At 32.8% G+C, this 20704-nt stretch carries 24 protein-coding genes; 9 read left to right on the top strand and 15 right to left on the bottom strand.

From position 1 onward, the window contains the following. Window positions 1-3: 3 nt before the first annotated feature. Genes ASD98_RS15220 through ASD98_RS15205 form a run of 4 tightly spaced genes read left to right on the top strand, consistent with a single transcriptional unit; the run spans window position 4 to window position 3204 of the window. Window positions 4-1395, top strand: a complete 1392-nt coding sequence (locus ASD98_RS15220; RefSeq protein ID WP_056205933.1) for an RtcB family protein — start codon at window positions 4-6, stop codon at window positions 1393-1395. Window positions 1396-1407: 12 nt separating this feature from the next. Next, the gene (locus ASD98_RS15215; protein ID WP_056205932.1) at window positions 1408-2013 is read left to right on the top strand and encodes a hypothetical protein; all 606 of its coding nucleotides are present in this window, start codon (window positions 1408-1410) and stop codon (window positions 2011-2013) included. After that, a complete protein-coding gene (prfH, locus tag ASD98_RS15210; protein ID WP_056205931.1) occupies window positions 2001-2690 on the top strand; it encodes a peptide chain release factor H in 690 nt (229 codons plus the stop codon). Before ASD98_RS15215 ends, prfH begins: the two co-directional genes overlap by 13 nt. Beyond that, a complete protein-coding gene (locus tag ASD98_RS15205; RefSeq protein WP_056205930.1) occupies window positions 2677-3204 on the top strand; it encodes a hypothetical protein in 528 nt (175 codons plus the stop codon). The genes prfH and ASD98_RS15205 overlap by 14 nt, the downstream gene beginning before the upstream one ends. 128 nt (window positions 3205-3332) lie before the next feature. On the opposite strand, the gene ASD98_RS15200 is transcribed toward ASD98_RS15205, so the two are convergent. From ASD98_RS15200 to ASD98_RS15165, 8 genes are all read right to left on the bottom strand, one after another. After that, window positions 3333-4079, bottom strand: coding sequence for an acyl-[acyl-carrier-protein] thioesterase (locus ASD98_RS15200; protein ID WP_056205929.1), 747 nt, complete (start codon window positions 4077-4079; stop codon window positions 3333-3335). Window positions 4080-4141: 62 nt separating this feature from the next. Then, complete coding sequence (miaA, locus tag ASD98_RS15195; RefSeq protein WP_056205928.1) at window positions 4142-5062, bottom strand: tRNA (adenosine(37)-N6)-dimethylallyltransferase MiaA; 921 nt, start codon at window positions 5060-5062, stop codon at window positions 4142-4144. A 154-nt stretch (window positions 5063-5216) separates the two neighbouring features. Continuing rightward, the gene (locus tag ASD98_RS15190; RefSeq protein ID WP_056205927.1) at window positions 5217-6056 is read right to left on the bottom strand and encodes an ion transporter; all 840 of its coding nucleotides are present in this window, start codon (window positions 6054-6056) and stop codon (window positions 5217-5219) included. 30 nt (window positions 6057-6086) lie between these two features. Beyond that, window positions 6087-7448 (bottom strand): exonuclease domain-containing protein, encoded by a 1362-nt coding sequence (locus ASD98_RS15185; protein ID WP_056205926.1) that lies wholly within the window; start codon window positions 7446-7448, stop codon window positions 6087-6089. Window positions 7449-7530: 82 nt separating this feature from the next. Further along, a complete protein-coding gene (locus ASD98_RS15180; protein ID WP_056205925.1) occupies window positions 7531-8205 on the bottom strand; it encodes a YggS family pyridoxal phosphate-dependent enzyme in 675 nt (224 codons plus the stop codon). Beyond that, window positions 8202-8789 (bottom strand): hypothetical protein, encoded by a 588-nt coding sequence (locus ASD98_RS15175; RefSeq protein WP_056205924.1) that lies wholly within the window; start codon window positions 8787-8789, stop codon window positions 8202-8204. Before ASD98_RS15175 ends, ASD98_RS15180 begins: the two co-directional genes overlap by 4 nt. 21 nt (window positions 8790-8810) lie before the next feature. Continuing rightward, a complete protein-coding gene (locus ASD98_RS15170) occupies window positions 8811-9698 on the bottom strand; it encodes a 3-hydroxyacyl-CoA dehydrogenase family protein (RefSeq protein WP_056205923.1) in 888 nt (295 codons plus the stop codon). A gap of 90 nt (window positions 9699-9788) precedes the next feature. After that, entirely contained in the window at window positions 9789-10754 is a 966-nt protein-coding gene (locus ASD98_RS15165) for a Gfo/Idh/MocA family protein (protein ID WP_056205922.1), read from the bottom strand. 144 nt (window positions 10755-10898) lie between these two features. On the opposite strand from ASD98_RS15165, the gene ASD98_RS15160 reads away from it, so the two are divergent. Continuing rightward, a complete protein-coding gene (locus tag ASD98_RS15160) occupies window positions 10899-11540 on the top strand; it encodes a protein-L-isoaspartate(D-aspartate) O-methyltransferase (RefSeq protein WP_056205921.1) in 642 nt (213 codons plus the stop codon). Between the two features lie 36 nt (window positions 11541-11576). Here ASD98_RS15160 and ASD98_RS15155 read toward each other — a convergent pair whose 3' ends face one another. From ASD98_RS15155 to smpB, 3 genes are all read right to left on the bottom strand, one after another. After that, the gene (locus ASD98_RS15155) at window positions 11577-12581 is read right to left on the bottom strand and encodes a helix-turn-helix domain-containing protein (protein ID WP_056205920.1); all 1005 of its coding nucleotides are present in this window, start codon (window positions 12579-12581) and stop codon (window positions 11577-11579) included. 88 nt (window positions 12582-12669) lie between these two features. Then, a complete protein-coding gene (locus tag ASD98_RS15150) occupies window positions 12670-13311 on the bottom strand; it encodes a hypothetical protein (RefSeq protein WP_056205919.1) in 642 nt (213 codons plus the stop codon). 78 nt (window positions 13312-13389) lie between these two features. Beyond that, window positions 13390-13845, bottom strand: a complete 456-nt coding sequence (gene smpB, locus ASD98_RS15145) for an SsrA-binding protein SmpB (protein WP_056206540.1) — start codon at window positions 13843-13845, stop codon at window positions 13390-13392. Between the two features lie 137 nt (window positions 13846-13982). Between smpB and ASD98_RS15140 the strand changes: the two genes are divergently transcribed. Beyond that, window positions 13983-14621: an outer membrane beta-barrel protein gene (locus tag ASD98_RS15140; RefSeq protein WP_056205918.1), complete on the top strand. Its 639-nt coding sequence runs from the start codon at window positions 13983-13985 to the stop codon at window positions 14619-14621. Window positions 14622-14715: 94 nt separating this feature from the next. Then, the gene (locus tag ASD98_RS15135; protein ID WP_056205917.1) at window positions 14716-14940 is read left to right on the top strand and encodes a VF530 family DNA-binding protein; all 225 of its coding nucleotides are present in this window, start codon (window positions 14716-14718) and stop codon (window positions 14938-14940) included. 2 nt (window positions 14941-14942) lie between these two features. Here the strand turns inward: ASD98_RS15135 and ASD98_RS15130 are convergent, their stop codons facing one another. The 3 genes from ASD98_RS15130 to ASD98_RS15120 form a co-directional block, all read right to left on the bottom strand. Further along, window positions 14943-15500, bottom strand: a complete 558-nt coding sequence (locus ASD98_RS15130; protein WP_056206538.1) for a DUF3575 domain-containing protein — start codon at window positions 15498-15500, stop codon at window positions 14943-14945. A 127-nt stretch (window positions 15501-15627) separates the two neighbouring features. After that, entirely contained in the window at window positions 15628-16176 is a 549-nt protein-coding gene (locus ASD98_RS15125; protein WP_056205916.1) for a GNAT family N-acetyltransferase, read from the bottom strand. Window positions 16177-16182: 6 nt separating this feature from the next. Then, complete coding sequence (locus ASD98_RS15120; RefSeq protein ID WP_056205915.1) at window positions 16183-17034, bottom strand: aldose 1-epimerase family protein; 852 nt, start codon at window positions 17032-17034, stop codon at window positions 16183-16185. A gap of 187 nt (window positions 17035-17221) precedes the next feature. Here ASD98_RS15120 and ASD98_RS15115 point away from each other — a divergent pair, with 187 nt between their 5' ends. Next, window positions 17222-19492 (top strand): M1 family metallopeptidase, encoded by a 2271-nt coding sequence (locus tag ASD98_RS15115; protein ID WP_056205914.1) that lies wholly within the window; start codon window positions 17222-17224, stop codon window positions 19490-19492. A 119-nt stretch (window positions 19493-19611) separates the two neighbouring features. On the opposite strand, the gene ASD98_RS15110 is transcribed toward ASD98_RS15115, so the two are convergent. Then, window positions 19612-19815: a hypothetical protein gene (locus tag ASD98_RS15110; RefSeq protein WP_128414848.1), complete on the bottom strand. Its 204-nt coding sequence runs from the start codon at window positions 19813-19815 to the stop codon at window positions 19612-19614. 201 nt (window positions 19816-20016) lie between these two features. Here ASD98_RS15110 and ASD98_RS15105 point away from each other — a divergent pair, with 201 nt between their 5' ends. Then, the gene (locus ASD98_RS15105; RefSeq protein WP_056205912.1) at window positions 20017-20664 is read left to right on the top strand and encodes a GNAT family N-acetyltransferase; all 648 of its coding nucleotides are present in this window, start codon (window positions 20017-20019) and stop codon (window positions 20662-20664) included. The last annotated feature ends 40 nt before the right edge of the window (window positions 20665-20704 follow it).

Raw genomic sequence — 20704 nt, 5'->3', positions numbered from 1 at the left:
ATCATGGGAAATAAATTAACTGGAAAAGACCTGATTAAATTGGGATTTCCAAAGAACAATTCAATAAATATTGCTTTAGGGCAAATAAACAGATATAGAAAAAGAGAAAAAAAGGAATCTATTCTAACAGAGGCAAAAGACGTTCTGCTGAATCCTGAAAAATTTGAAGGCCACGGAACCTGGGGAAAAGTTGCTGAAGGTTTGATTAAACCGGTTCAGGTAAGAATGCATCAGCTTAAAGCAACAAGAGCTCCTTTTACCATTTTTGGTGAAAATGAAATTGACCAACAGGCAAAATTTCAATTGTATGATTCGTTGAAACTGCCAATTTCAGTAGCCGGAGCTTTAATGCCGGATGCACATTCGGGATATGGATTGCCAATTGGAGGAGTTTTAGCAACAGATAATGCTGTGATTCCATACGGAGTTGGAGTTGACATTGGATGCCGAATGAGCCTTTCAATTTTTGATTTGCCAGCGTCGCATTTCAAGGGAAAAGAACATCAGTTAGAAGCAATTTTAAAAGACCATACAAAATTCGGAATGAATGAAACACACGCTTCAAGAGTAGATCATGAAGTTTTTCACAAAAGTGAATTTCAGGATATTCCGTTGTTAAAGAATCTTTTGCCAAAGGCCTATAAACAATTAGGAAGTTCAGGCGGAGGAAACCATTTTGTAGAATTTGGAATTGCTAAAATTGATAATCCGGAGAATGAATGGAAGCTTGAAAAAGGCGAATATTTCGCAGTTCTTTCACATAGTGGTTCACGTGGTTTAGGTGCAAATATTGCGAAGCATTATACCTACTTGGCAACAAAACAATGTCCGTTACCAAAAAATGTACAGCATTTAGCCTGGCTGGATTTGAATACACATGATGGTCAGGAATATTGGTTGGCAATGAATTTAGCCGGCGAATATGCAAAAGCCTGTCACGATGATATTCATAGACGAATTGCTAAAGCAATTGGAAAAAGAGTAATGGTTACAATTGAAAACCATCACAATTTTGCATGGAAAGAAATGGTAAATGGTCAGGAATGTATTGTGCACAGAAAAGGAGCAACTCCTGCTGGAGAAGGTCAATTGGGAATTATTCCCGGTTCAATGACTGCTCCAGGTTACATTGTGAAAGGGAAAGGAAATGCAGAGAGTTTAAATTCTGCTTCGCATGGCGCCGGACGTTTATTTTCGAGAGCAAAATGCAAAAGCACTTTTACGCAAAGTGAAATCAAAAAGGTATTGAAAGTCAATGATGTAACCTTGATTGGAGGAAATATTGATGAAGCACCAATGGCCTACAAAGACATTACGAAAGTGATGGCAAACCAAACCGATCTAGTCGAAGTTTTAGGAACTTTTACACCGAAGATTGTTAGAATGGATCGCTAAAAAAGTGAAATTATGGAAAGATTTCAAGATGAAAATAAATGGTTAGGTAGTTTTTATAACGAGATTATAGTTAAATGTCCAAAATGCGAATCTAAAGCTGCCTTGAAAGAAGTGGCTAGAGATTGTAAATGTGGAAATTGTACCACAATGACTTTTGAATGTAAAGTTTGTTTTTATAAGATTGATGAACCTGTTTATCAGTTCAGAGCATTTGGGAAACACTATTGTGGTTATTGTTTTGAAAAATTTGAATATGAATCTCAGATTTTTAAAGAAAGACCAGAAACGCATCAGGTTAAATGCCCGCATTGCAGTTTTCATGAAGAAATAAAGCCGACCGTTTATGAAGTTAGAGATGAACCTAAAAGTGATGGTTTAATTAGAGAGTGCTGGCATCATTTACCTCTTTGGTTTCAAAAGGAAATCAAAGGAAAGGTTTTTTGGGCTTATAATCAGGAACATATAGTGTATTTAGAAAGATACATTAAAGCTGGTTTAAGAGAAAGAAATAATAATGGAAGTGGTAATGGAACGATGATTTCAAGACTTCCAAAGTTTATAAAAGAGGCGAAAAATAGGGCAAAGCTTCTTAAAATATTAGAAAAATGGAAAGAATAATTCAAATAACAGCGGGGCGCGGACCTGCAGAATGCACTTGGGTTGTCGCCCAAGTGCTTAAAAAAGTTTTGGAAGAGGCTCAAGATCAAAATTTAGATGCTGTTTTACTGCAAAGAGAAGCGGGTCAGGAAAATGGAACGGTTGAAACAGCATCCATTTCTGTAAAAGGAAAAAATGCTGACCAATTTGTAAAATCCTGGATTGGAACTATTCAATGGATTGGTCAGAGTCAGTTTAGGAAAATGCACAAACGCAAAAATTGGTTTATTGGAATTTTTGAAATTGAACAGCAGAAAGATTCGTTAGTTTTAGAAAATGATATTCAATATCAGGCTATGAGAAGTTCTGGAGCGGGAGGTCAGCATGTAAACAAAGTGAGTTCTGCAATTCGGGCAACACATCTTCCAACAGGAATTGCAGTTGTTTCTATGGACAGCCGTTCGCAGCACCAAAACAAAAAACTGGCAACAGAGAGATTATTAAAAAAACTAGAAGACGAGAAACTGGTTCAGCTTAAAAATCATGTAGGCAAACAATGGGAAAATCAGCTCAATATTGAGCGTGGAAATCCTGTGAGGGTTTTTACCGGAAGTGATTTTAAAAAGAACAAAGTTGAGAAAAGCTATAAAGGAACTCGTCAAAAATTAAAAAACGATTTACGAAATGAAAACAATTGATAAATACCTTTTTCAGGCTTTGGATAACTATCCGTATTCGCTTGAAGAAACGATTGAATCTTTGGATTATGCGTTTTCTTATGACGCAAAAAATACAATGGTTTTGTGTTTATACGGAAGAATTCAGGCTGAACAATTAATGAATTATGAAGAGGCAAAACCCTATTTTCAGGAAGCTTTAGCGATTAATATTCATGCACTTGAAGTCTATCCGTATTATTTGCAGACTTTAATTTTAAATGAGGATTTTGAGGAAGCACAAAAATTAATTGATTTTGCTTTAACGATAAAAGGAATTAATAAATCTGATATTTACGTTAAAAAAGCGATTCTTTTTGAAGCACAGCATGAGTTTAAGAAAGCTTTAAAAGAGATTAAAAATGCAAAGCTTTATTCTTTACAATTCGCATACGAATGCAATATTAGCGATGTAGAGAAAAGAATTGAAGGTAAAATTGATTTGCTAAAGAAGAAAAAGAAATCTAAAAAAGATTCTAAAAAGAAATCAAAGTGATTTTGAGTGAAAGAAAAAACGATGCAATATTGCATCGTTTTTTTGTTTGTCCGAATTTCACGAATTTCCACAAATTTTATTTTATAATCTGTGACAATCAGTTTAATCTGTTAAATCTGTGGGCAATTTTATTTCCAATGCAGCTCCAATGCAAAGCAAGTTTTTTCTCCTTTTGTAATGCTAAATGTTGCTGTTGTATGATCATTATCTTCGCTTTCGTGAATTATAACATTATCTTTTAATGAAAGCTCTTTCATGAAATTCATTTCGAAGCTTTTCACTTCTTGTTTCAGGATTCTTTTTGCGTCAACGTGATCAAGGCACCATTCCAGATATTTTACATTATTTACGTGATTTACAATGTCTAAATCTGATAAATAAACTGTTTTTTCAAAAACTGCTTCTTTTTCGTGATTGATATTTATTTTAGAAAAGCCTTCTTCTGTTGCTCTTTTTTCAGGGAATAATTCAAAATGTTCGTATGGAAGTGCTAAAGCTTCGGGACGACGTGCTTGTGTATTGAAAACTGCCCAATACGTTTCACAGCCTACGATTTTTTTTCCGTTTACATACATTTCCAACGCACGAACTGAACGTGAATTCTCTAAACTGTTAATCCATGTTTTTACCGTAACAACATCTTGCCATTTTGGTAAGGCATGAACTTCAACGCGCATTCGGCTTAAAACCCAGGCTTGGTGAAATTCCTGCATATCATAAAAACTAATTCCTCCAATTTCTGAATGTGCAGCTGCGGTTAATTGTAAAATATTACACAAATCAGTATATTTTAAGAAACCTGCTGGCGTACATTGTGTGAAATTGATTTCCCAGTCTTTACTTAAAACTGATGTGAAATTTGGAGATATTGGCATTTTGTAATTTTAGATTTATTTTAGAAAATAGAATAAAGAGTAAAGAAAAATGACTTTTGATTTTACTTTATAAGATTTTCTATATAATTGATTATATTTTTTCTATCTGTCGCATAATCAAACCATTTTGTGTTTTCATTTCGTTTGAACCACGTTAATTGCCTTTTGGAGAATCTTCGGGTATTTTTCTTGATTTCTTCAATGGCAAATGACAAAGTGAATTCTTCATCAAAATAACTAAATAATTCTCTATAACCCACGGTTTGAAGTGCATTTAACGCTTTATTAGGATACAATGTTTTGGCTTCTTCCAGTAAACCTTCGTTCATCATAATGTCAACTCGCTGGTTGATTCGGCTGTAAATGATTTCTCTGTCAGCATCTAAACCTATTAAAATAGGAGTGAAGTGTCTGTTGTTTTTCTTTTGATTTAAAAAGGAAGAATAGGGTTTTTGAGAACCAATACAAACTTCTACAAAACGCATCATTCGTTGTGGATTTTGCAGTGTTTGTGGGTTTTCTAAAGTTATTTTTTGATAATATTCTGGATCTAATTTTTTTAATTGTTCCTGAAGATATTCTATTCCGAGTTTTTCATAATTTAAGTTTACTTGAGAACGGATTTCGGAATCAATTTCTGGAAATTCGTCGAAACCTTTTAAAATTGCATCAACATATAGACCAGATCCGCCAATAAGAATTACAAAATTATTAGTTTGAAATAGTTCTTCAATTTTGGCTAGAGCTTCTTTTTCGTAATCACCAACGGTGTAATTTTCGAAGATGGATTTATTTTGAATGAAATTGTGTTTGGCTGAATTTAGTTCGTCTTGATTCGGAACTGCGGTTCCAATGGTCATTTCTTTAAAAAACTGACGGCTGTCGCAAGAAACGATTTCGCATTTAAACTGTTGTGCCAAAGCGATACTCAAGGCTGTTTTGCCTATAGCTGTTGGTCCGACAATGGTGATTAGGTATTTCATATTTTTTAGCCCAGATGGAAATGGAAACCCCGGACTTATATTTGTTCGTTTTTTTTGGTGTAAAAGAGCGACCAGCGGAAGCTCCTTTTATGCCTTAAAAAAACAACAAAGATAAGGAGGAGTTGCAATGTACAGCTGGATTAGCTCCATAAAATTAATTAATTGGCAATTGGGTTCCGCATTCGTAGCAGTATTTGGCGTTGTCAAAATGTACTTGTGATTGACATTTTCTGCATGTTTTTTTACTATTTACGGTATTATTTCTTAAACTGCTTTTTGCAAATTCTGCCGTTACGATTCCGGTAGGAACGGCAATGATTCCGTAACCTAAAATCATTACTAATGCTGCGATAAACTGTCCTAAAGGTGATTGAGGTGAAATGTCACCGTAACCCACTGTTGTTAAGGTAACTATCGTCCAGTAAATTCCCATTGGAATACTGGTAAATCCTGATTCTTTCCCCTCAACTAAGTACATAATTGTACCAATGATTACGGTACTGATGAGTACAAAATAAATGAAAACCAGAATTTTCTCTTTACTGGCTTCAATTGCATCCCGAAGCTGTGCCGATTGATGAGAAATTTGCGGAATATGTAATATCTTGAATAATCTGAAAAAACGTAACGCTCTTACAACTGACAATACACTTGCACCTGGAAAGAATATTGATAAATACATGGGCAGTACTGCCAGTAAATCAATTATTCCATAAAAGCTGAAAATGTATTTAATTGGTTTTTGGATGGAAATGATTCTTAAGGCATATTCAATTGTGAAAAAGATAGTTATGATCCACTCACAAATAATAAGCTGCTGATGGTATTTTTGACTGATTCCTTCAACTGTATCCAGCATAATCAGAAGAACACTTAATAAAATCAAACCTAAAAGAACCAAATCAAACATTCGTCCTAAAATGGTGTTGGTACCATAAAGGATTATTTTAATCTTTTCTCGAAAGATTTCGTATTTTGATTTTTGTTTTTTCATATCTACGAAGATAATGAAAGTTTTGTTTTGTTAAAAATTAAGAATCTTAAGAGACTTGCTTTTACGGATATAGTTTTGAATAATGTTTTTTACATCGCGATTGTGCTGCATGGGAATCAGTATATTTTTTAGGATATCAATATTGTTAATCTGATAATTAAGATCATAATAAGCATACCCTTTATAAGTTCCGTTTTCGATTAAAACAGCGCTTCGTTCGTTTACATTTCGACCTCTGTCTATCAAAATCATACTTTTGTTTTCGAAGCTGTTTTCAGAAATGAACTGCTGAACTCTCAAATTATAAATTTCAGGAGTTATTTCGCCAATACAGGCACCGTCGCATTCTTTTATTTTATATTGAAAACACTCTTTTTTGGTTTGGTATAATCCGGTTAACTTTTGACACAAATGATATTTTGCAGCAAATTTAAAAAGTGCATTTTTACCTTCCTGTAAAGAAGCATAAGATGTAATTTCTTTTTTGCGCCCGTCAGCTTTTTCAAGTTTTAGATTCAAATAACCGTTAGCATCTTTTTCTGAATAAAGTGCAAACGGAAAAAAAGATTTTTTCTGGGAGCGGTTATATCTCGGACGGTTTATTTTTACTTCCTGGCTTTCTTTTAAAAGTGCAATTAATTCGCTTCCGGTTTCGTCGTATGTTATGGTAAAAACTTCAGTTTGAATTTTTTTACTTTTTGTTGTGATTCCGGTAAAATGCTGATTAATTCTTTTTTTGATATTTTGGCTTTTGCCAATATAAATTAAAGTACCACTTTCGTTATAAATATAATAAACGCCGGTTTTAGTTGGCATTTGACTTAAAAGGTCAAGGAATTTTGGTGCAATTCCTTTTTCGATTTCAAGTTTAATAAAATCTTTTACGATAGTTTTTTCAACGTCTTTTTCAAGAAGCATTTTGAAAAGCTTTGTGGTTGCCATGGCGTCTCCGCTGGCACGATGCCTGTCGGCCATTGGAATTCCGAGGGCACGCACTAATTTTCCTAAACTGTACGATGGTTGTTCTGGAATTAGTTTTTTTGCTAATTCTACTGTACAAAGTGTTCTGGCTTCAAAATCGTAGCCTAAACGTCTGAACTCAGTTCGTAAAATTCGATAATCAAAAGATGCATTGTGAGCAACAATAACGCAATCGGTAGTCATTTCAATAATGCGTTTGGCAACTTCATAAAACTTTGGAGCAGAGCGCAGCATAGCATTGTTTATTCCTGTCAGCTTTACAACGAAAGGCTGAATTGGAATTTCGGGATTAACAAGGCTTATGAACTGGTCAATTACTTCATGTCCATCAAATTTATAGATAGCAATTTCAGTAATCCCTTCTTCATTAAACTGTCCTCCAGTGGTTTCTATGTCAAGTATTGCGTACAAATTAAGTGTTCAGTCTCAGTTTTTAGTATTCAGTTTTCTGTAGAGGTGCCGCAGCACGTCTTATGATATGTGTTTTTGAAAATTAACGGCCTCCAAAAATGCTGCTCCCAATGCGAACCATTGTGCTGCCGCATTCTATTGCGAGTTGATAATCTCCGGACATTCCCATTGAAATTGTAGAGACAGACTGCAGTGCGTCTTTACCATATCCGTCAATATTTTTTAATGAATCAAAAATCGATTTTAAATGGGTAAATTCTTTTTTTATTTGATTTTGATCTTCTGTAAAGGTTGCCATTCCCATTAAACCTAAGATACGAATATTTTTTAACTCTTTAAACTCCACAGAAGTTAAAAGTTCATTTAGTTCGTTTTCGTCTAAACCAAATTTAGATTCTTCTTCGGCAATATAAATTTGAAGAAGACAATCTATTTTTCTGTTATTTTTTAAAGCTTGTTTATTGATTTCCTGCAATAATTTTAAGCTGTCAACACCGTGAATTAAGCTCACAAATGGTGCCATAAATTTAACTTTATTAGACTGAACATGACCAATCATATGCCATTGAATGTCTTTTGGCATTTGCTCCCATTTCTCAGTCATTTCCTGAATTTTGTTTTCTCCAAAAATACGCTGGCCGGCTTCGTAAGCCTGTTCTAAATCAGACACAGGTTTTGTCTTAGAAACGGCAACGAGAATTACATTTTCAGGTAAATTATCTTTAATTTGAAGCAGGTTTTGCTTTATTACATTCATTTTGGATTATAATACTTAATTATTTGCTCATTTTTTTTATTCACCCAACTTTTAAGTTCAAATGAAATAGTTTGTATTTCTTTGGAATTGTTTAATTCAGAAATACTATAGCTGTATGTTTCTAAAATATCTTTTTTATTATCTTCAGTTCGGATAATTTTAATTTTTACATAGAAAAGGGTTGTTTCAAAATAGTAAAATTCTCCTGTAACAACTTCTGAATAAGAATTTAGATAATGAATACTTTCACGATATTCCCCTTTTATTAAATTGGTGTATATATCAAAATCATATTTTCGTTTTTCAATATTTGAAAGTAAATTATAATTCTCTTCATTAAAATGGTTTAGATAAAAACTATATGAATATCCGCCGCTTCCGCTGAGAAATTTTGTTTTAATTTTATCGACTTCAGTTTCAGTTTCAAGTTTTATTACTCCATCTGAAATGAACCCATGCCCATTTTTTGCACAAATGCTGTCAATTTCATTAATGGTAAATTGTTTATTAGAATCTATTTTTATGTTTTGACAAATACAAATTGTTGTTACAAAATGGGCAAAAATTAGAAATAGATTTTTCATAGTTTACGGTATAATTATTTTCTAAATAAACTGTTTAGAAATTTTCTCCGCTTTTTTGCTTTCGCTGTAATCGTAAAAACCTTCACCGGATTTAACACCAAGTTTTCCGGCTCTTACCATATTTACTAATAATGGGCAAGGAGCGTATTTTGGATTTTTAAAGCCTTCATACATTACATTCAAAATAGCAAGACAAACATCAAGGCCAATAAAATCAGCCAATTGAAGCGGCCCCATTGGGTGTCCCATTCCTAATTTCATTACAGTATCAATTTCATAAACGCCGGCAACTTTATTGTATAACGTTTCGATTGCTTCGTTTAGCATTGGCATCAAGATTCTGTTGGCAACAAATCCCGGATAATCGTTTACTTCAACAGGAACTTTACCTAATTTCTCAGATAAATCCATGATAATTTTTGTGACTTCATCGCTGGTATTGTAACCACGAATGATTTCAACCAATTTCATAATTGGAACCGGATTCATAAAATGCATTCCGATAACACGCTCAGGATGTGCAACTACAGAACCAATTTGTGTGATTGAAATAGAAGATGTATTAGTTGCTAAAATTGTATTATGAGAGCAAGCTTCGTTTAACTGTTTGAAAATATTCAGTTTTAATTCTACATTTTCTGTTGCAGCTTCTACAACTAAATCAGCACCAACAACTCCATCTTTAATATCAGTATAGGTAATAATATTGGTGATTGTTTTAGCAACATCTTCTTGTGTAATTGTTCCTTTTGCAAGCATACGGTCTAAATTGGCCGCGATAGTTGCCATTCCTTTATCTAATGATTTTTCAGAGACATCGATTAGTTTTACAGTAAATCCGCTTTGTGCAAATGTATGGGCAATTCCGTTACCCATTGTTCCTGCACCAATTACAGCTATAGTTTTCATTTGAATTTGGTATTTAAATTTTAAAAGTTAAGGTTTAAAGCGACTTTTCTGCCAGCTTTAAACCTTAAAAATAATGAGTTATATTTTTTATTATTTATTGAAACAATCAATAATTTGATAAGCTACACGCAATGCATCAGTTGCCTGCTCAAGAGTTACTACCGGAGTTGTATCTGTATTGATTGCATTTGCAAAAGATTCTAATTCGTCCAGAATTGCGTTGTTTTGCTCAACATCTGGATTTGTAAAATAGATTTGTTTTTTTACACCTTCTGCATTTTGCAGGATCATATCAAAATCTCCCGGAACTTCCGGTGCATCTTTCATACGAACTACTTCGCATTTTTTCTCTAAAAAGTCAACTGAAATGTAAGCGTCTTTTTGAAAGAAACGTGATTTACGCATGTTTTTCAACGAAATTCTACTGGCAGTTAAATTAGCAACACAGCCATTTTCGAATTCGATTCGGGCATTGGCAATATCAGGAGTGTCGCTGATAACCGAAACGCCGCTTGCATTAATATTTTTTACTTTTGATTTTACAACACTTAAAATAGCATCAATGTCATGAATCATTAAATCCAGAACTACAGGAACGTCTGTACCACGCGGATTAAATTCGGCCAAACGATGCGTTTCTATAAACATCGGATTTTCGATCATGTTTTTTGTAGCGATAAAAGCGGGATTAAAACGCTCAACATGACCAACTTGCCCTTTTACATTGTGTTCTTTTGCTAAAGCGATAATTTCTTCAGCTTCTTCAACGGTATTGGAAATTGGTTTTTCAATAAAGATGTGTTTTCCTGATTTAATTGCCACTTTTGCACATTTATAGTGAGAAAGTGTTGGAGTTACAATGTCGATTACATCGACAGCGTGAATAAGTTTTGCAATTGTGCTGAAATTTTTATAGCCAAATTCTTTTGAGATTCTTTCGGCATTTTCTTGATTTTCGTCGTAAAATCCAACTAATTCGTATTTGTCAGATTGTTGTAATAAACGTAAATGTATTTTACCAAGATGACCAGCACCTAAAACTCCTACTTTTAACATGAGAATGTATTTTAAACAAAAATATAATTTATTTGTTGAATGTAAAAATGAATGCAATAAAGATTTAGCGATTTAATAATTAAAAATCAATATTTGATTTCCTTTTTAGATTCTTTACTTTTGCGAAAATAAAACCTACCAATTTTGAAAGACACTGCCAAACATCAAGGACTTCGTAATCAATTAGTAAGCGCTTTAGAACAAAAAGGGATTACTGACAGAGCAGTTCTGGATGCGATAAAAAAAATCCCAAGACATCTTTTTTTGAATTCAAGTTTTGAGGATTTCGCCTATCAGGACAAAGCATTTCCTATTGGTGCAGGGCAGACTATTTCGCAGCCATACACTGTGGCGTTTCAATCGCAGTTGTTAGAAGTAAAAAGAGATCACAAAATTTTGGAAATTGGAACCGGTTCAGGTTACCAAACAGCAGTTTTATTTGCTTTGGGCGCAAAAGTGTATACTATTGAAAGACAAAACGAGTTGTTTAAACAGACTTCAATTTTATTTCCCAAGCTAAACATTCGCCCTAAGCATGTTTCTTTTGGTGATGGTTATAAAGGGTTACCGCATTATGCTCCGTTTGACAGTATTATAGTCACGGCTGGTGCGCCATTTATTCCGCAGCCATTAATGGCACAATTAAAAATAGGAGGAAGGCTGGTTATTCCGCTTGGAGAAGACGTTCAGATTATGACCTTATTAATCAGAAAGAATGAAACTCAATTTGAAAAACACGAATTTGGAGAATTTAGATTTGTTCCTTTGTTAGAAGATAAAAATTAATAAAAAATAAAGCCCAGTTTTAGCTGGGCTTTATTATTAAGTAATTAATTGAATAGCTCGATTTAAATTTTTCTTTTCAATCTTCAAAATATAATTGATAAAAATCGATTTGTCATTTTTGATTTGGCTTTCTTCCAAAATAGATGAATATTCATTTTGATTATTTTCATTTTCTTCAATCGCAGCATACACGTAATTATGCTGAAGTAAAATCCAATTTAATAGCAAATTTGCCATTTGAAGATTTCCACTTGCAAAAGGATTGATTTCAAGTATTTTTAGATGAGCTTCAGATGCAAGAATTATGGGATGAAGATTGTTTTTTTGTGATTCATACCAATTAAAAAATAAATTCATTTCACGTAAAATCAAAGAATTATTTTTATACTTTCCTAAATTTTCAGATTCAATTCCTCTAAAGATTAAATTATGAATAGACAGAAAATCTTTTTCATTTAAAAATGTTTTCTTTTGACATAAATCTTTAATATATAATGCTGCTTCCTGAAAATTAATAGCTTCGAGATGATTTTGCACGCTTTTGTCTTGAATGGTCAACCCATCATTTATAATCGATTTAGTTTCTTCTAATGTTAAAAAATTTCCGTTTAAACGAATGCTTTTAAAGATAAATTCTAATTCTAAAGTTTTTGAAATTTGACGTAATTCAAAATGATTAAAGGATTGTATTTTGTTTTTTAATATTTCAATTTCATCTAAAATAGATTGAACAGATGATATTATTATGGAATTGATTTCTTTTTTATTGTTTTGAATTTCTTGTTCAGCCAAAAGAAGTGCTTTCAAAGCAAATTCTTCATCACCAATTTCATAAAGAATTTTTTCTTTAAGCCAGGCAATCATTAAAGTTTCATAATCAATTTCTAAAAGCTGCGCCAATTTTGAAATCTGATCTTTGGTTGGTTTTCTTGTTCCAGATTCGAATTTACTTATTAATGCCTGATCGATTCCTGAAAGTTGTGCGACTTCACGGGTTTTTAATCCCTTTTGTTCTCTGGCATTTTTTAAAAGTGATTTCATTATTGATGAAAATTAAAGTCTTGACAAATTTAGTCATTTTTTTAATTGTAAAAAAAGCAACATTTTAGGTATTGCTTTTTTTTTGAGTTTATTTTGGAGGTAAAGAACCGTCTTTTCTCATTTCTTTAACCACAGCCTGCATAATAGCATCTACAGTTTGGCCTAAGTCTGTAACATAATCTGATTTTGTTGTTCCGGTCCAGATTAATTTATTTTCTTTTAATGAAAAAATATTAGTCTCGACCATATAATATGTTGTTTCCTGATAATATCCAGGATCATAGTAAGCAGGAGAATACATTCCGTACCAATTTCCGAAACCATAACCGTAAACTCCAGAATATAAACCGTCAAAACCGCCATAATACATTCCGGTATAAGTTCCGGGCACGTAAGTAGTTTCTTTTTCGGTACTTACTAAGCGCATTGTTACAACACCGTCAAAATTTTCGTCCTGAAGAATTTTTAGTTTTTGTTCCTTTGTAAGCTCTTTGGTGGTTTCGTTTAAGTATTGATAAGAAGTTTTAAAAATCGGGTTACTTGCTGCAATTCGATTTTCTGCAACTCTCCTTGAAGCTTCATCTTTAACTAAAGCGACAACCAAGACTTTTTTAAAGTGTTCCTGAGCAACCGTTATTTTTGGATCTCTCCAGCTATTTACAATAGTTGTATTACTGCCACAACCTGAAAGTGACAGAATTACAATGAGTAGAATTAAGTACTTTTTCATATTTTACAGTTATATTGTTTGTAGTAAAAATAACTATAAAATTTTGATAAACACAGGTTTAGCTAAATAAATTAGGCTTTAGTTATACGCTTTTTTAATTCTGTCTAAGTCGCGTTTTGTATCTTGTTCTTTTAGAGATTCACGTTTGTCGTAGTTTTTCTTTCCTTTACAAAGACCAATCTGCAGTTTAGCAAGACCTTTTTCATTTGTAAATAATTTAAGCGGAACTATAGTAAGACCTTTTGCCTGAACGTTTTTATGAAGCGTTTTTAATTCCTTTTTATTCAAAAGTAATTTTCTCTCACTACGTGATTTATGATTGAATTGATTTCCAAAAGAATATTCTTCTATATAAGTATTGATAGCAAAAAGCTCCAAACCGCTAAATTCGCAAAAGCTTTCTGTAATATTAGCTTTTCCTAATCGTATTGATTTGATTTCTGTTCCCGCCAAAACAATTCCGGCAGTATAAGTGTCGATTATCTCGTAATCAAAGCGAGCTCTCTTATTAAGTATATTGACTGATTTTAACATGGTGGCAAAAGTAAGAAAATTGAAAGACATTCATACTGTCAAATATAATTAAAGATTTCTTTTAATCTATGATTTTAATCAGCTTCGACGTAAAAGCTTACTCATAAGTTTGTTCTGTAATTTAAAATAAACTTAAAATGAAAAAGATTTTTACATTAGTTGGTATTGCATTAATTGGCTTATCTGTAAAAGCTCAGGATTCGGCTCAAGGATTAAAAGGAGCATGGTTTGCAACTTCGCAATTTGGTTATCAGCAGACAAAAACGGCAGATTTGAAAAATACGAGTTTATCCGTACTTCCAGTCGTTGGTACATTTGTTACTCCTTCTGTTGCCGTTGGAGCAGGAATTGGATTTATTAATATAAAAGCAGATTCTAATGCTGGAACAGCTGCAAAAACAGATTTATTTGTAATTCAACCTTTAGCAAGAAAATATTGGAATGTAGCGGGCTCTTTATACTTCTTCGGACAAGCAGCTCTGCCAGTTATTACCGGAAAAGAAAAAGAAAGTGAGTTGAAAGTTAATCAGGTAGGAGTATCAGTATCAGGAGGTTTTGATTATTTTGTAACGAAAAACTTCTCTGTTGAGTTCTCTTACGATTTGGCTAATTTTACTTCTACGACTATTGAGCCTAAAAATGGAGAAAAAACGACGGTTACAAATTTTGGATTGGCACATGTTGCAAATGTAGATCCATTTTATAACACGGCTTTGGCAGGAAGTAATCCAAATTTAACTTCACCGCTTTCTTTTGGATTTAAATTCATATTCTAAATTTTAGCGAATTGTATTAGGTGAATTCGTTAATTTTGCAAAAAAGACCGTTCTTTTTGAGAACGGTCTTTTGTATTATTTTAAATTATATAAAATGGAAAGTAAATCTAAAGATCCGCTGCACGGAATCACACTTCAAAAAATTGTAGAAACCTTAGTTGACCATTATGGTTTTGACACTTTAGGAGAATTAATTCCTATAAAATGTTTTACGTCAAACCCGAGTGTGAAATCAAGTCTTTCTTTTTTAAGAAAAACCGATTGGGCGCGGAAAAAAGTGGAAGATTTATATGTAAAATCGCTTTCTAAATTCAGCTGATTTTAGTTCAGTTTATACGAAAGCATTATACCACCACGATACGGAAGCCATTCGCCGCTTTTATTCCAGTGTTGGGCTTTTTCATATCTTCCTGGCGTTCCGTCATTATAATATCCGTGGTAAAAACCCTGATGCCATCCGCCTCCTGCAAAAATATCCAGTAAAAATTTATCGTTTAATTTAATATTATAACCTACTGTAACTCCTAAACGGTAGCCAAAACCGTGTTCGTATTTATTAGTGTCCCAATAATTCCATTTTTGTAATTGATAAAAATCTGGACCAGCATGAGCACCAACATAAAATCCGTTATATTTTTCTTTAAAATGGTAACGAACTTCTGGAGTAAAAGTGTAAAATTCCATTGGATTATGCCCATTAAACGATTTCCAGAAAGAAGCCATTACATCAAAACTAAAAGTGGTTTTTTCTCCAATACTTGTCTCGATACCAACATTTGGAATCCCCACTAAAGCTGTAGCTCCGTTAAATTTTATAAAGGTTTGACTTTGTAATTGTATAGATAAAAAAAGAACAATAATGGCGAATAATTTTTTCATGGTATTTTTTTGTGATCGCGGACGTAATTTGTTTTCGGCCACAAATATAACGCAATATGATATTTACTATTGCAGGAATAACTGTTTTTAACAAGAATTGTTTTTTGTCAGAAACGACTAAAAACCTTTAATTGTTTAGCAAAGAATAAATTACTTTATCAAGAAATTTGCCTTCATAAAGTTCAGCTTCTTTTAAATGTGCCTCCTTAACAAATCCGCATTTTTGTAATACCTTTTCAGATGCATAGTTTTCCGGATCAATTACCGCTTCGATCGAATGTAGTTTTAAATCTTCAAAACCATATTGTATTAATCGGTTTACAGCTTCAGGAATAATTCCTTTTCCGTGAAAATCAGGAGATAACATATAACCAATTTCTGCACGATGATTTTCAGGCTGCATTCTGTAATAACCAATAATTCCTAAAAGTTTAGAATTATCTTTTAGTGTTATTCCCCAATTAATTCCAACATTGGTTTCGATTTTTTCCTCAATCATAGCGATATGTTCCAAAGCATCTTCATTATTTTTAACTAATGGTCTCGGAATATATTTCATGGTTTCAGGATTCGAACGCAATTCAAAAATTTCATTTGCATCATCATTCGTAATTCTTCTTAAAAGTAAACGCTCCGTTTCAATTGTCGGAAATGGGTGAAAGTTGAATTCTAACATCTTAAATTATAAAATTTTAATACTAAATTTTGAATGAAATGACTGATCGGCTTCTAAAATCAAAACCCCTTCTTTTTTAAACAAATCGCCTGAATTATCCGCTGTATCTGAATATCCAAACCAAGGTTCAATACAAACAAAAGGAGCCTGATCTTTTGTCCAGATTCCTAAACTCGGGAAATCTTCAAATTCAACCTGTATATATGGCTTTGAATTTTCGAGAATGGTAAGTGAATTAGACTCTAATGTTTTAAAAACCAAAGCATCATTTTCGAAAAGTTTATAATTTAAAGGCACTACATTTTCGATAGTTTTTAAAGTTTCGGTTTTATTCGAAATCAAATCATTTTCAAGAAGATTATACTTCAAAGATTCCGTTTTTTCAAACTTAAAGGCATAATTTTCAAACTTTTCAGGAAGTGCAATTGCCGGATGTGCACCAATAGAAAAAGGCATTTTTGATTCACTTTTATTTATAACTACATATTCTATATTTAACGTAGTATTTTCTAACGTATAAATAAGCTGCAATTCAAATTCAAATGGATATTTTTTTAAAGTTTCGGCATTTGATTCTAACGAAAAAACAGCACTATTGCCCGTTTTTTCAATCAGTTGAAATTGCATATCTCTTGCAAAACCATGTCTTGACAATTGATATTCTTTTTTCTCAATGGTGTAAGTATTGTTTTTTAAGGTACCAACAATTGGAAAAAGGATAGGAGAGTGTTTACCCCAAAAATCGGGATTTCCTTCCCAGATATATTCTTTATTTTGATTGTCTTTTAAAGAGAACAATTCTGCCCCGGCATTTTTAATCGAAGCTTTAAGTGTTGAATTTGATATAGTTGTGCTCAAAATGTTATAATTGAAAAGAATTAGTCTTAAATCTTGATGTAAATATATTTTATAAATTTTATTTTTTTAGGAAAATGCTTAGATTTATTTTTTTAATAAAATTTTGCTAAAATTAAATTTATCCTTTTGCTTTTCTCTATAAATAGCTTTTTTTTTCATTAATTTGCTACATAAACAGCTAAAAAATATGAAAAAACAATCTTCAAAAGCCTTTTTAACCATGGCTTTATTTGTTGGGATTTCTTCAGTTTGGGCGCAGCAGACTCCGCCGGCGACGACAGCAAATCCAGTAAATAATTATAATTATCATGATGCATTTGCACCACATTTTTATACTAAAAACGGTACTTCTACACGTACAGCAAGCGGTCAGCCGGGCGTTGAATATTGGCAGAACAGAGCAGATTATCAAATAACGGCAAAGCTAAACGGAACTACAAATGAAATCGTAGGTACAGATGAAATTACATATACAAATAATAGTCCTGACAAACTTGGATTTCTTTGGTTGAATTTAGATCAAAATTTATTCAAAGAAGATTCCAGAGGAAATGCTGTTGTGCCTTTAACCGGAAGCCGTAACGGAGCTCAAGGCCAGGTTTTTGAAGGAGGAAATAAAATTAAATCAGTAAAAGTAATTTCGGTTGGGAAAGCCAAAACAGAAATTGAAGCAAAATATATCGTTACAGATACCAGAATGCAGATTTTTCTTCCACAGGAATTAGCAGCAAAAGGAGCTTCTGTAAAAATTAAAATCGAATTCTCATTCATTGCACCATTTGAAGGTTCAGACAGAATGGGAGTTTTAGAAACTAAAAACGGAAAAATATTTACAATCGCTCAATGGTACCCGCGTATGTGTGTTTACGATGACGTAAGAGGCTGGAATACGGCACCATATCTAGGAGCTTCTGAGTTTTATTTAGAATATGGAGATTTTGATGTAAAACTTACTGTTCCTGCAAACCACTACGTTGTAGGTTCTGGAGAATTAATAAACGGAGCAGAAGTTTTTTCTGCAGAACAATTGAAAAGATATAAAGAGGCTTCTCAAAGTGATAAAACCGTTATAATTCGCTCTGCAGATGAAGTTGCGGCAACAGCAAACAGCAATGCTTCGGCAGAAAAAACATGGCATTATAAAATTAAAAATGCACGTGATTTTTCTTGGGCATCATCTCCGGCCTTTATTTTAGATGGAGCAAAAATAAACTTACCAAGCGGGAAAAAATCTTTAGCATTATCAGCATATCCTGTAGAAAGTTCAGGAAATGATGCTTGGGGACGTTCTACGGAATATACTAAAGCATCTATCGAAAATTATTCTAAAAGATGGTTTGAATATCCTTATCCTGCGGCTACAAACGTAGCAGGAAATGAGGGTGGAATGGAATATCCTGGAATTGTTTTCTGTGGATGGAAATCTAAAGGAGATGATTTATGGGGAGTTACAGATCATGAATTCGGGCATATTTGGTTCCCAATGATCGTTGGTTCAAACGAGCGTTATTTTGCCTGGATGGATGAAGGTTTTAATACTTTTATTAATTCTGTAAGTTCTTATGATTTTAATAATGGCGAGTACAAACAGCCAGCATCTAATTTACATGAAGAAGCAGAATATTACACAGACCCAAAATTAGAAACCATTATGAGTTCTCCTGATAATATGAAGGAAGCTAATATTGGGGTTTTATGTTATTCAAAACCAAGTGCAGGATTAGTTATTTTAAGAGAGCAGGTTTTAGGCCAAGAGCGTTTTGATAAAGCGCTGCGAACTTATGTAGAGCGTTGGGCTTACAAACATCCAACTCCGGATGATTTCTTTAGAACAATAGAAAATGTTGCCGGTGAAGATTTAAGCTGGTTCTGGAGAAGTTGGTTTGTAAACAACTGGAGATTTGATCAGGGAATCAATTGGATTAAATATGTGAAAAATGATCCGGCAAAAGGTGTAATAATCAATGTTGAAAACTTCGATAAAATGCCAATGCCAATTGTTTTAGATGTAAAAACAAAAAGCGGAAAAGTAACAAGAGTTAAACTTCCTGTAGAAATTTGGCAGCGCAATAACGATTGGTCTTTCAAACACAATTCAACAGAAGAAATTGAAAGTATTACACTAGATCCAGATCACGCTTTTCCAGATTATAACGACAGTAATAACGTTTGGACAATGGGAAAGGGAAAAGTTGAAAAGGATATTATTTTAGATGGTTTTGTAGGGAATTATGTAACTACAAAGTCACCTTTAACAATTGAATTATCAGAGAAAAACAGCGTTTTAAATGCTGAACTTCCAAACTATCCAAAATTTACTTTAACTCCTGTAGCAAATGAAAAAGATACATTTGAATCAAAAAGAGCAGGATTAAAATTTAAATTTAACGAAGCTAAAACTGGTTTTGACATGATACTTACAGGAAATGGACAAGTAATTCCATTTACGAAAAAGTAATAATTCAAAAATAAAAATATTTAAAAACCCGATAGTTATATAACTATCGGGTTTTATTTTGGTTTCAAGTTTTAAATTAAAAAAACTTAGAGCCTCAGCACCTTAGAGTCTTAGTATCTTTAAAAATAACTTTTCATTAAAAAAATGTTAGAATTTTGATTTTTTGTTTTGTGAATAAAAAAATAATGTACTTTTGCACCGATGAATAAAATAAGTTTACATACAACTTCTTTGTCACGGACAAACTCACCTGGTACTTCTCCCGAAGTACGGATACTATCTCTATAGTATTCACTGAGTTTTATAGCCGTATATTTATTCATATCCATTTTTCATTTTGAAATCACATAATTTGTCCACTGGACAAACATATCCTAAAAGTATTTATTATTTTGTAAATTTTCTTGATCAACTTTTTGATTTTGAATATGTTACTTCTATTTTGCTTAATTTTATTGGATTCAATTCTGGATTTCAAACTAAACAATATGCTTTAATTTTTAACTCTAACTTCAATTATTGAAATGAAGATCTCTATTGTTGTTACCCAGGAAGAACACTTCAAATTCGCACAAGAAATCTGCGATACGATAGAATCATCTGCCTTGTTAAGAGGTACGGGGATTGCTAAAAGAACTCCTGAGTACATTCAGAAAAAAATGTCGAATGGTGATGCGATGATTGCTCTGGCAGACGGGAAATTTGCAGGTTTTTGTTACATCGAAAGCTGGCAGCACGGAAAATTCGTGGCACATTCCGGATTAATTGTGCATCCTGACTACAGAAGTTTAGGTTTGGCAAAAAAGATAAAATCTAAAGTTTTTGATTACTCTTTGAAAAGGTATCCAGACGCGAAAATATTCGGAATTACAACTGGTTTGGCGGTTATGAAAATCAACTCTGAATTAGGCTATAAACCAGTTCCGTTCTCAGAACTTACAACTGATCCTAGTTTTTGGTCAGGCTGTAAAACTTGTACCAATTATGAGATTCTGCAAAGCAAAGAAAACAAAATGTGTCTTTGCACCGGAATGTTATATGACCCAAAAGAAAAACAAAAAACACCACCAAGACATCCTTTTAACGAGGCTGTTTTAAGCAGACTTAAAAAAATTAAACAGGCTTTATTCTTGAATAAATTATTGTCATTTATTTTTTTATTTAAAATTTAATCAAAAAAGAAATCTCAAACTGCTAAATACGAAAGTATTG

Origin of the sequence: Flavobacterium sp. Root186 (assembly GCF_001428525.1) — a bacterium.
Lineage (GTDB): Bacteria > Bacteroidota > Bacteroidia > Flavobacteriales > Flavobacteriaceae > Flavobacterium.
The sequence above is the reverse complement of the archived record's forward strand: the minus strand, read 5'-3'. Positions and strand labels throughout refer to the sequence as shown.

What these genes read in the sequence shown, in the direction of transcription:
- ASD98_RS15220 (WP_056205933.1), top strand. Translation starts at nt 4, where the DNA reads ATGGGAAATAAATTAACTGGAAAAGACCTGATTAAATTGGGATTTCCA.
- ASD98_RS15215 (WP_056205932.1), top strand. Translation starts at nt 1,408, where the DNA reads ATGGAAAGATTTCAAGATGAAAATAAATGGTTAGGTAGTTTTTATAAC.
- prfH (WP_056205931.1), top strand. Translation starts at nt 2,001, where the DNA reads ATGGAAAGAATAATTCAAATAACAGCGGGGCGCGGACCTGCAGAATGC.
- ASD98_RS15205 (WP_056205930.1), top strand. Translation starts at nt 2,677, where the DNA reads ATGAAAACAATTGATAAATACCTTTTTCAGGCTTTGGATAACTATCCG.
- ASD98_RS15200 (WP_056205929.1), bottom strand. Translation starts at nt 4,079, where the DNA reads ATGCCAATATCTCCAAATTTCACATCAGTTTTAAGTAAAGACTGGGAA.
- miaA (WP_056205928.1), bottom strand. Translation starts at nt 5,062, where the DNA reads ATGAAATACCTAATCACCATTGTCGGACCAACAGCTATAGGCAAAACA.
- ASD98_RS15190 (WP_056205927.1), bottom strand. Translation starts at nt 6,056, where the DNA reads ATGAAAAAACAAAAATCAAAATACGAAATCTTTCGAGAAAAGATTAAA.
- ASD98_RS15180 (WP_056205925.1), bottom strand. Translation starts at nt 8,205, where the DNA reads ATGAATGTAATAAAGCAAAACCTGCTTCAAATTAAAGATAATTTACCT.
- ASD98_RS15175 (WP_056205924.1), bottom strand. Translation starts at nt 8,789, where the DNA reads ATGAAAAATCTATTTCTAATTTTTGCCCATTTTGTAACAACAATTTGT.
- ASD98_RS15170 (WP_056205923.1), bottom strand. Translation starts at nt 9,698, where the DNA reads ATGAAAACTATAGCTGTAATTGGTGCAGGAACAATGGGTAACGGAATT.
- ASD98_RS15165 (WP_056205922.1), bottom strand. Translation starts at nt 10,754, where the DNA reads ATGTTAAAAGTAGGAGTTTTAGGTGCTGGTCATCTTGGTAAAATACAT.
- ASD98_RS15155 (WP_056205920.1), bottom strand. Translation starts at nt 12,581, where the DNA reads ATGAAATCACTTTTAAAAAATGCCAGAGAACAAAAGGGATTAAAAACC.
- ASD98_RS15150 (WP_056205919.1), bottom strand. Translation starts at nt 13,311, where the DNA reads ATGAAAAAGTACTTAATTCTACTCATTGTAATTCTGTCACTTTCAGGT.
- smpB (WP_056206540.1), bottom strand. Translation starts at nt 13,845, where the DNA reads ATGTTAAAATCAGTCAATATACTTAATAAGAGAGCTCGCTTTGATTAC.
- ASD98_RS15140 (WP_056205918.1), top strand. Translation starts at nt 13,983, where the DNA reads ATGAAAAAGATTTTTACATTAGTTGGTATTGCATTAATTGGCTTATCT.
- ASD98_RS15135 (WP_056205917.1), top strand. Translation starts at nt 14,716, where the DNA reads ATGGAAAGTAAATCTAAAGATCCGCTGCACGGAATCACACTTCAAAAA.
- ASD98_RS15130 (WP_056206538.1), bottom strand. Translation starts at nt 15,500, where the DNA reads ATGAAAAAATTATTCGCCATTATTGTTCTTTTTTTATCTATACAATTA.
- ASD98_RS15125 (WP_056205916.1), bottom strand. Translation starts at nt 16,176, where the DNA reads ATGTTAGAATTCAACTTTCACCCATTTCCGACAATTGAAACGGAGCGT.
- ASD98_RS15115 (WP_056205914.1), top strand. Translation starts at nt 17,222, where the DNA reads ATGAAAAAACAATCTTCAAAAGCCTTTTTAACCATGGCTTTATTTGTT.
- ASD98_RS15110 (WP_128414848.1), bottom strand. Translation starts at nt 19,815, where the DNA reads ATGAATAAATATACGGCTATAAAACTCAGTGAATACTATAGAGATAGT.
- ASD98_RS15105 (WP_056205912.1), top strand. Translation starts at nt 20,017, where the DNA reads ATGAAGATCTCTATTGTTGTTACCCAGGAAGAACACTTCAAATTCGCA.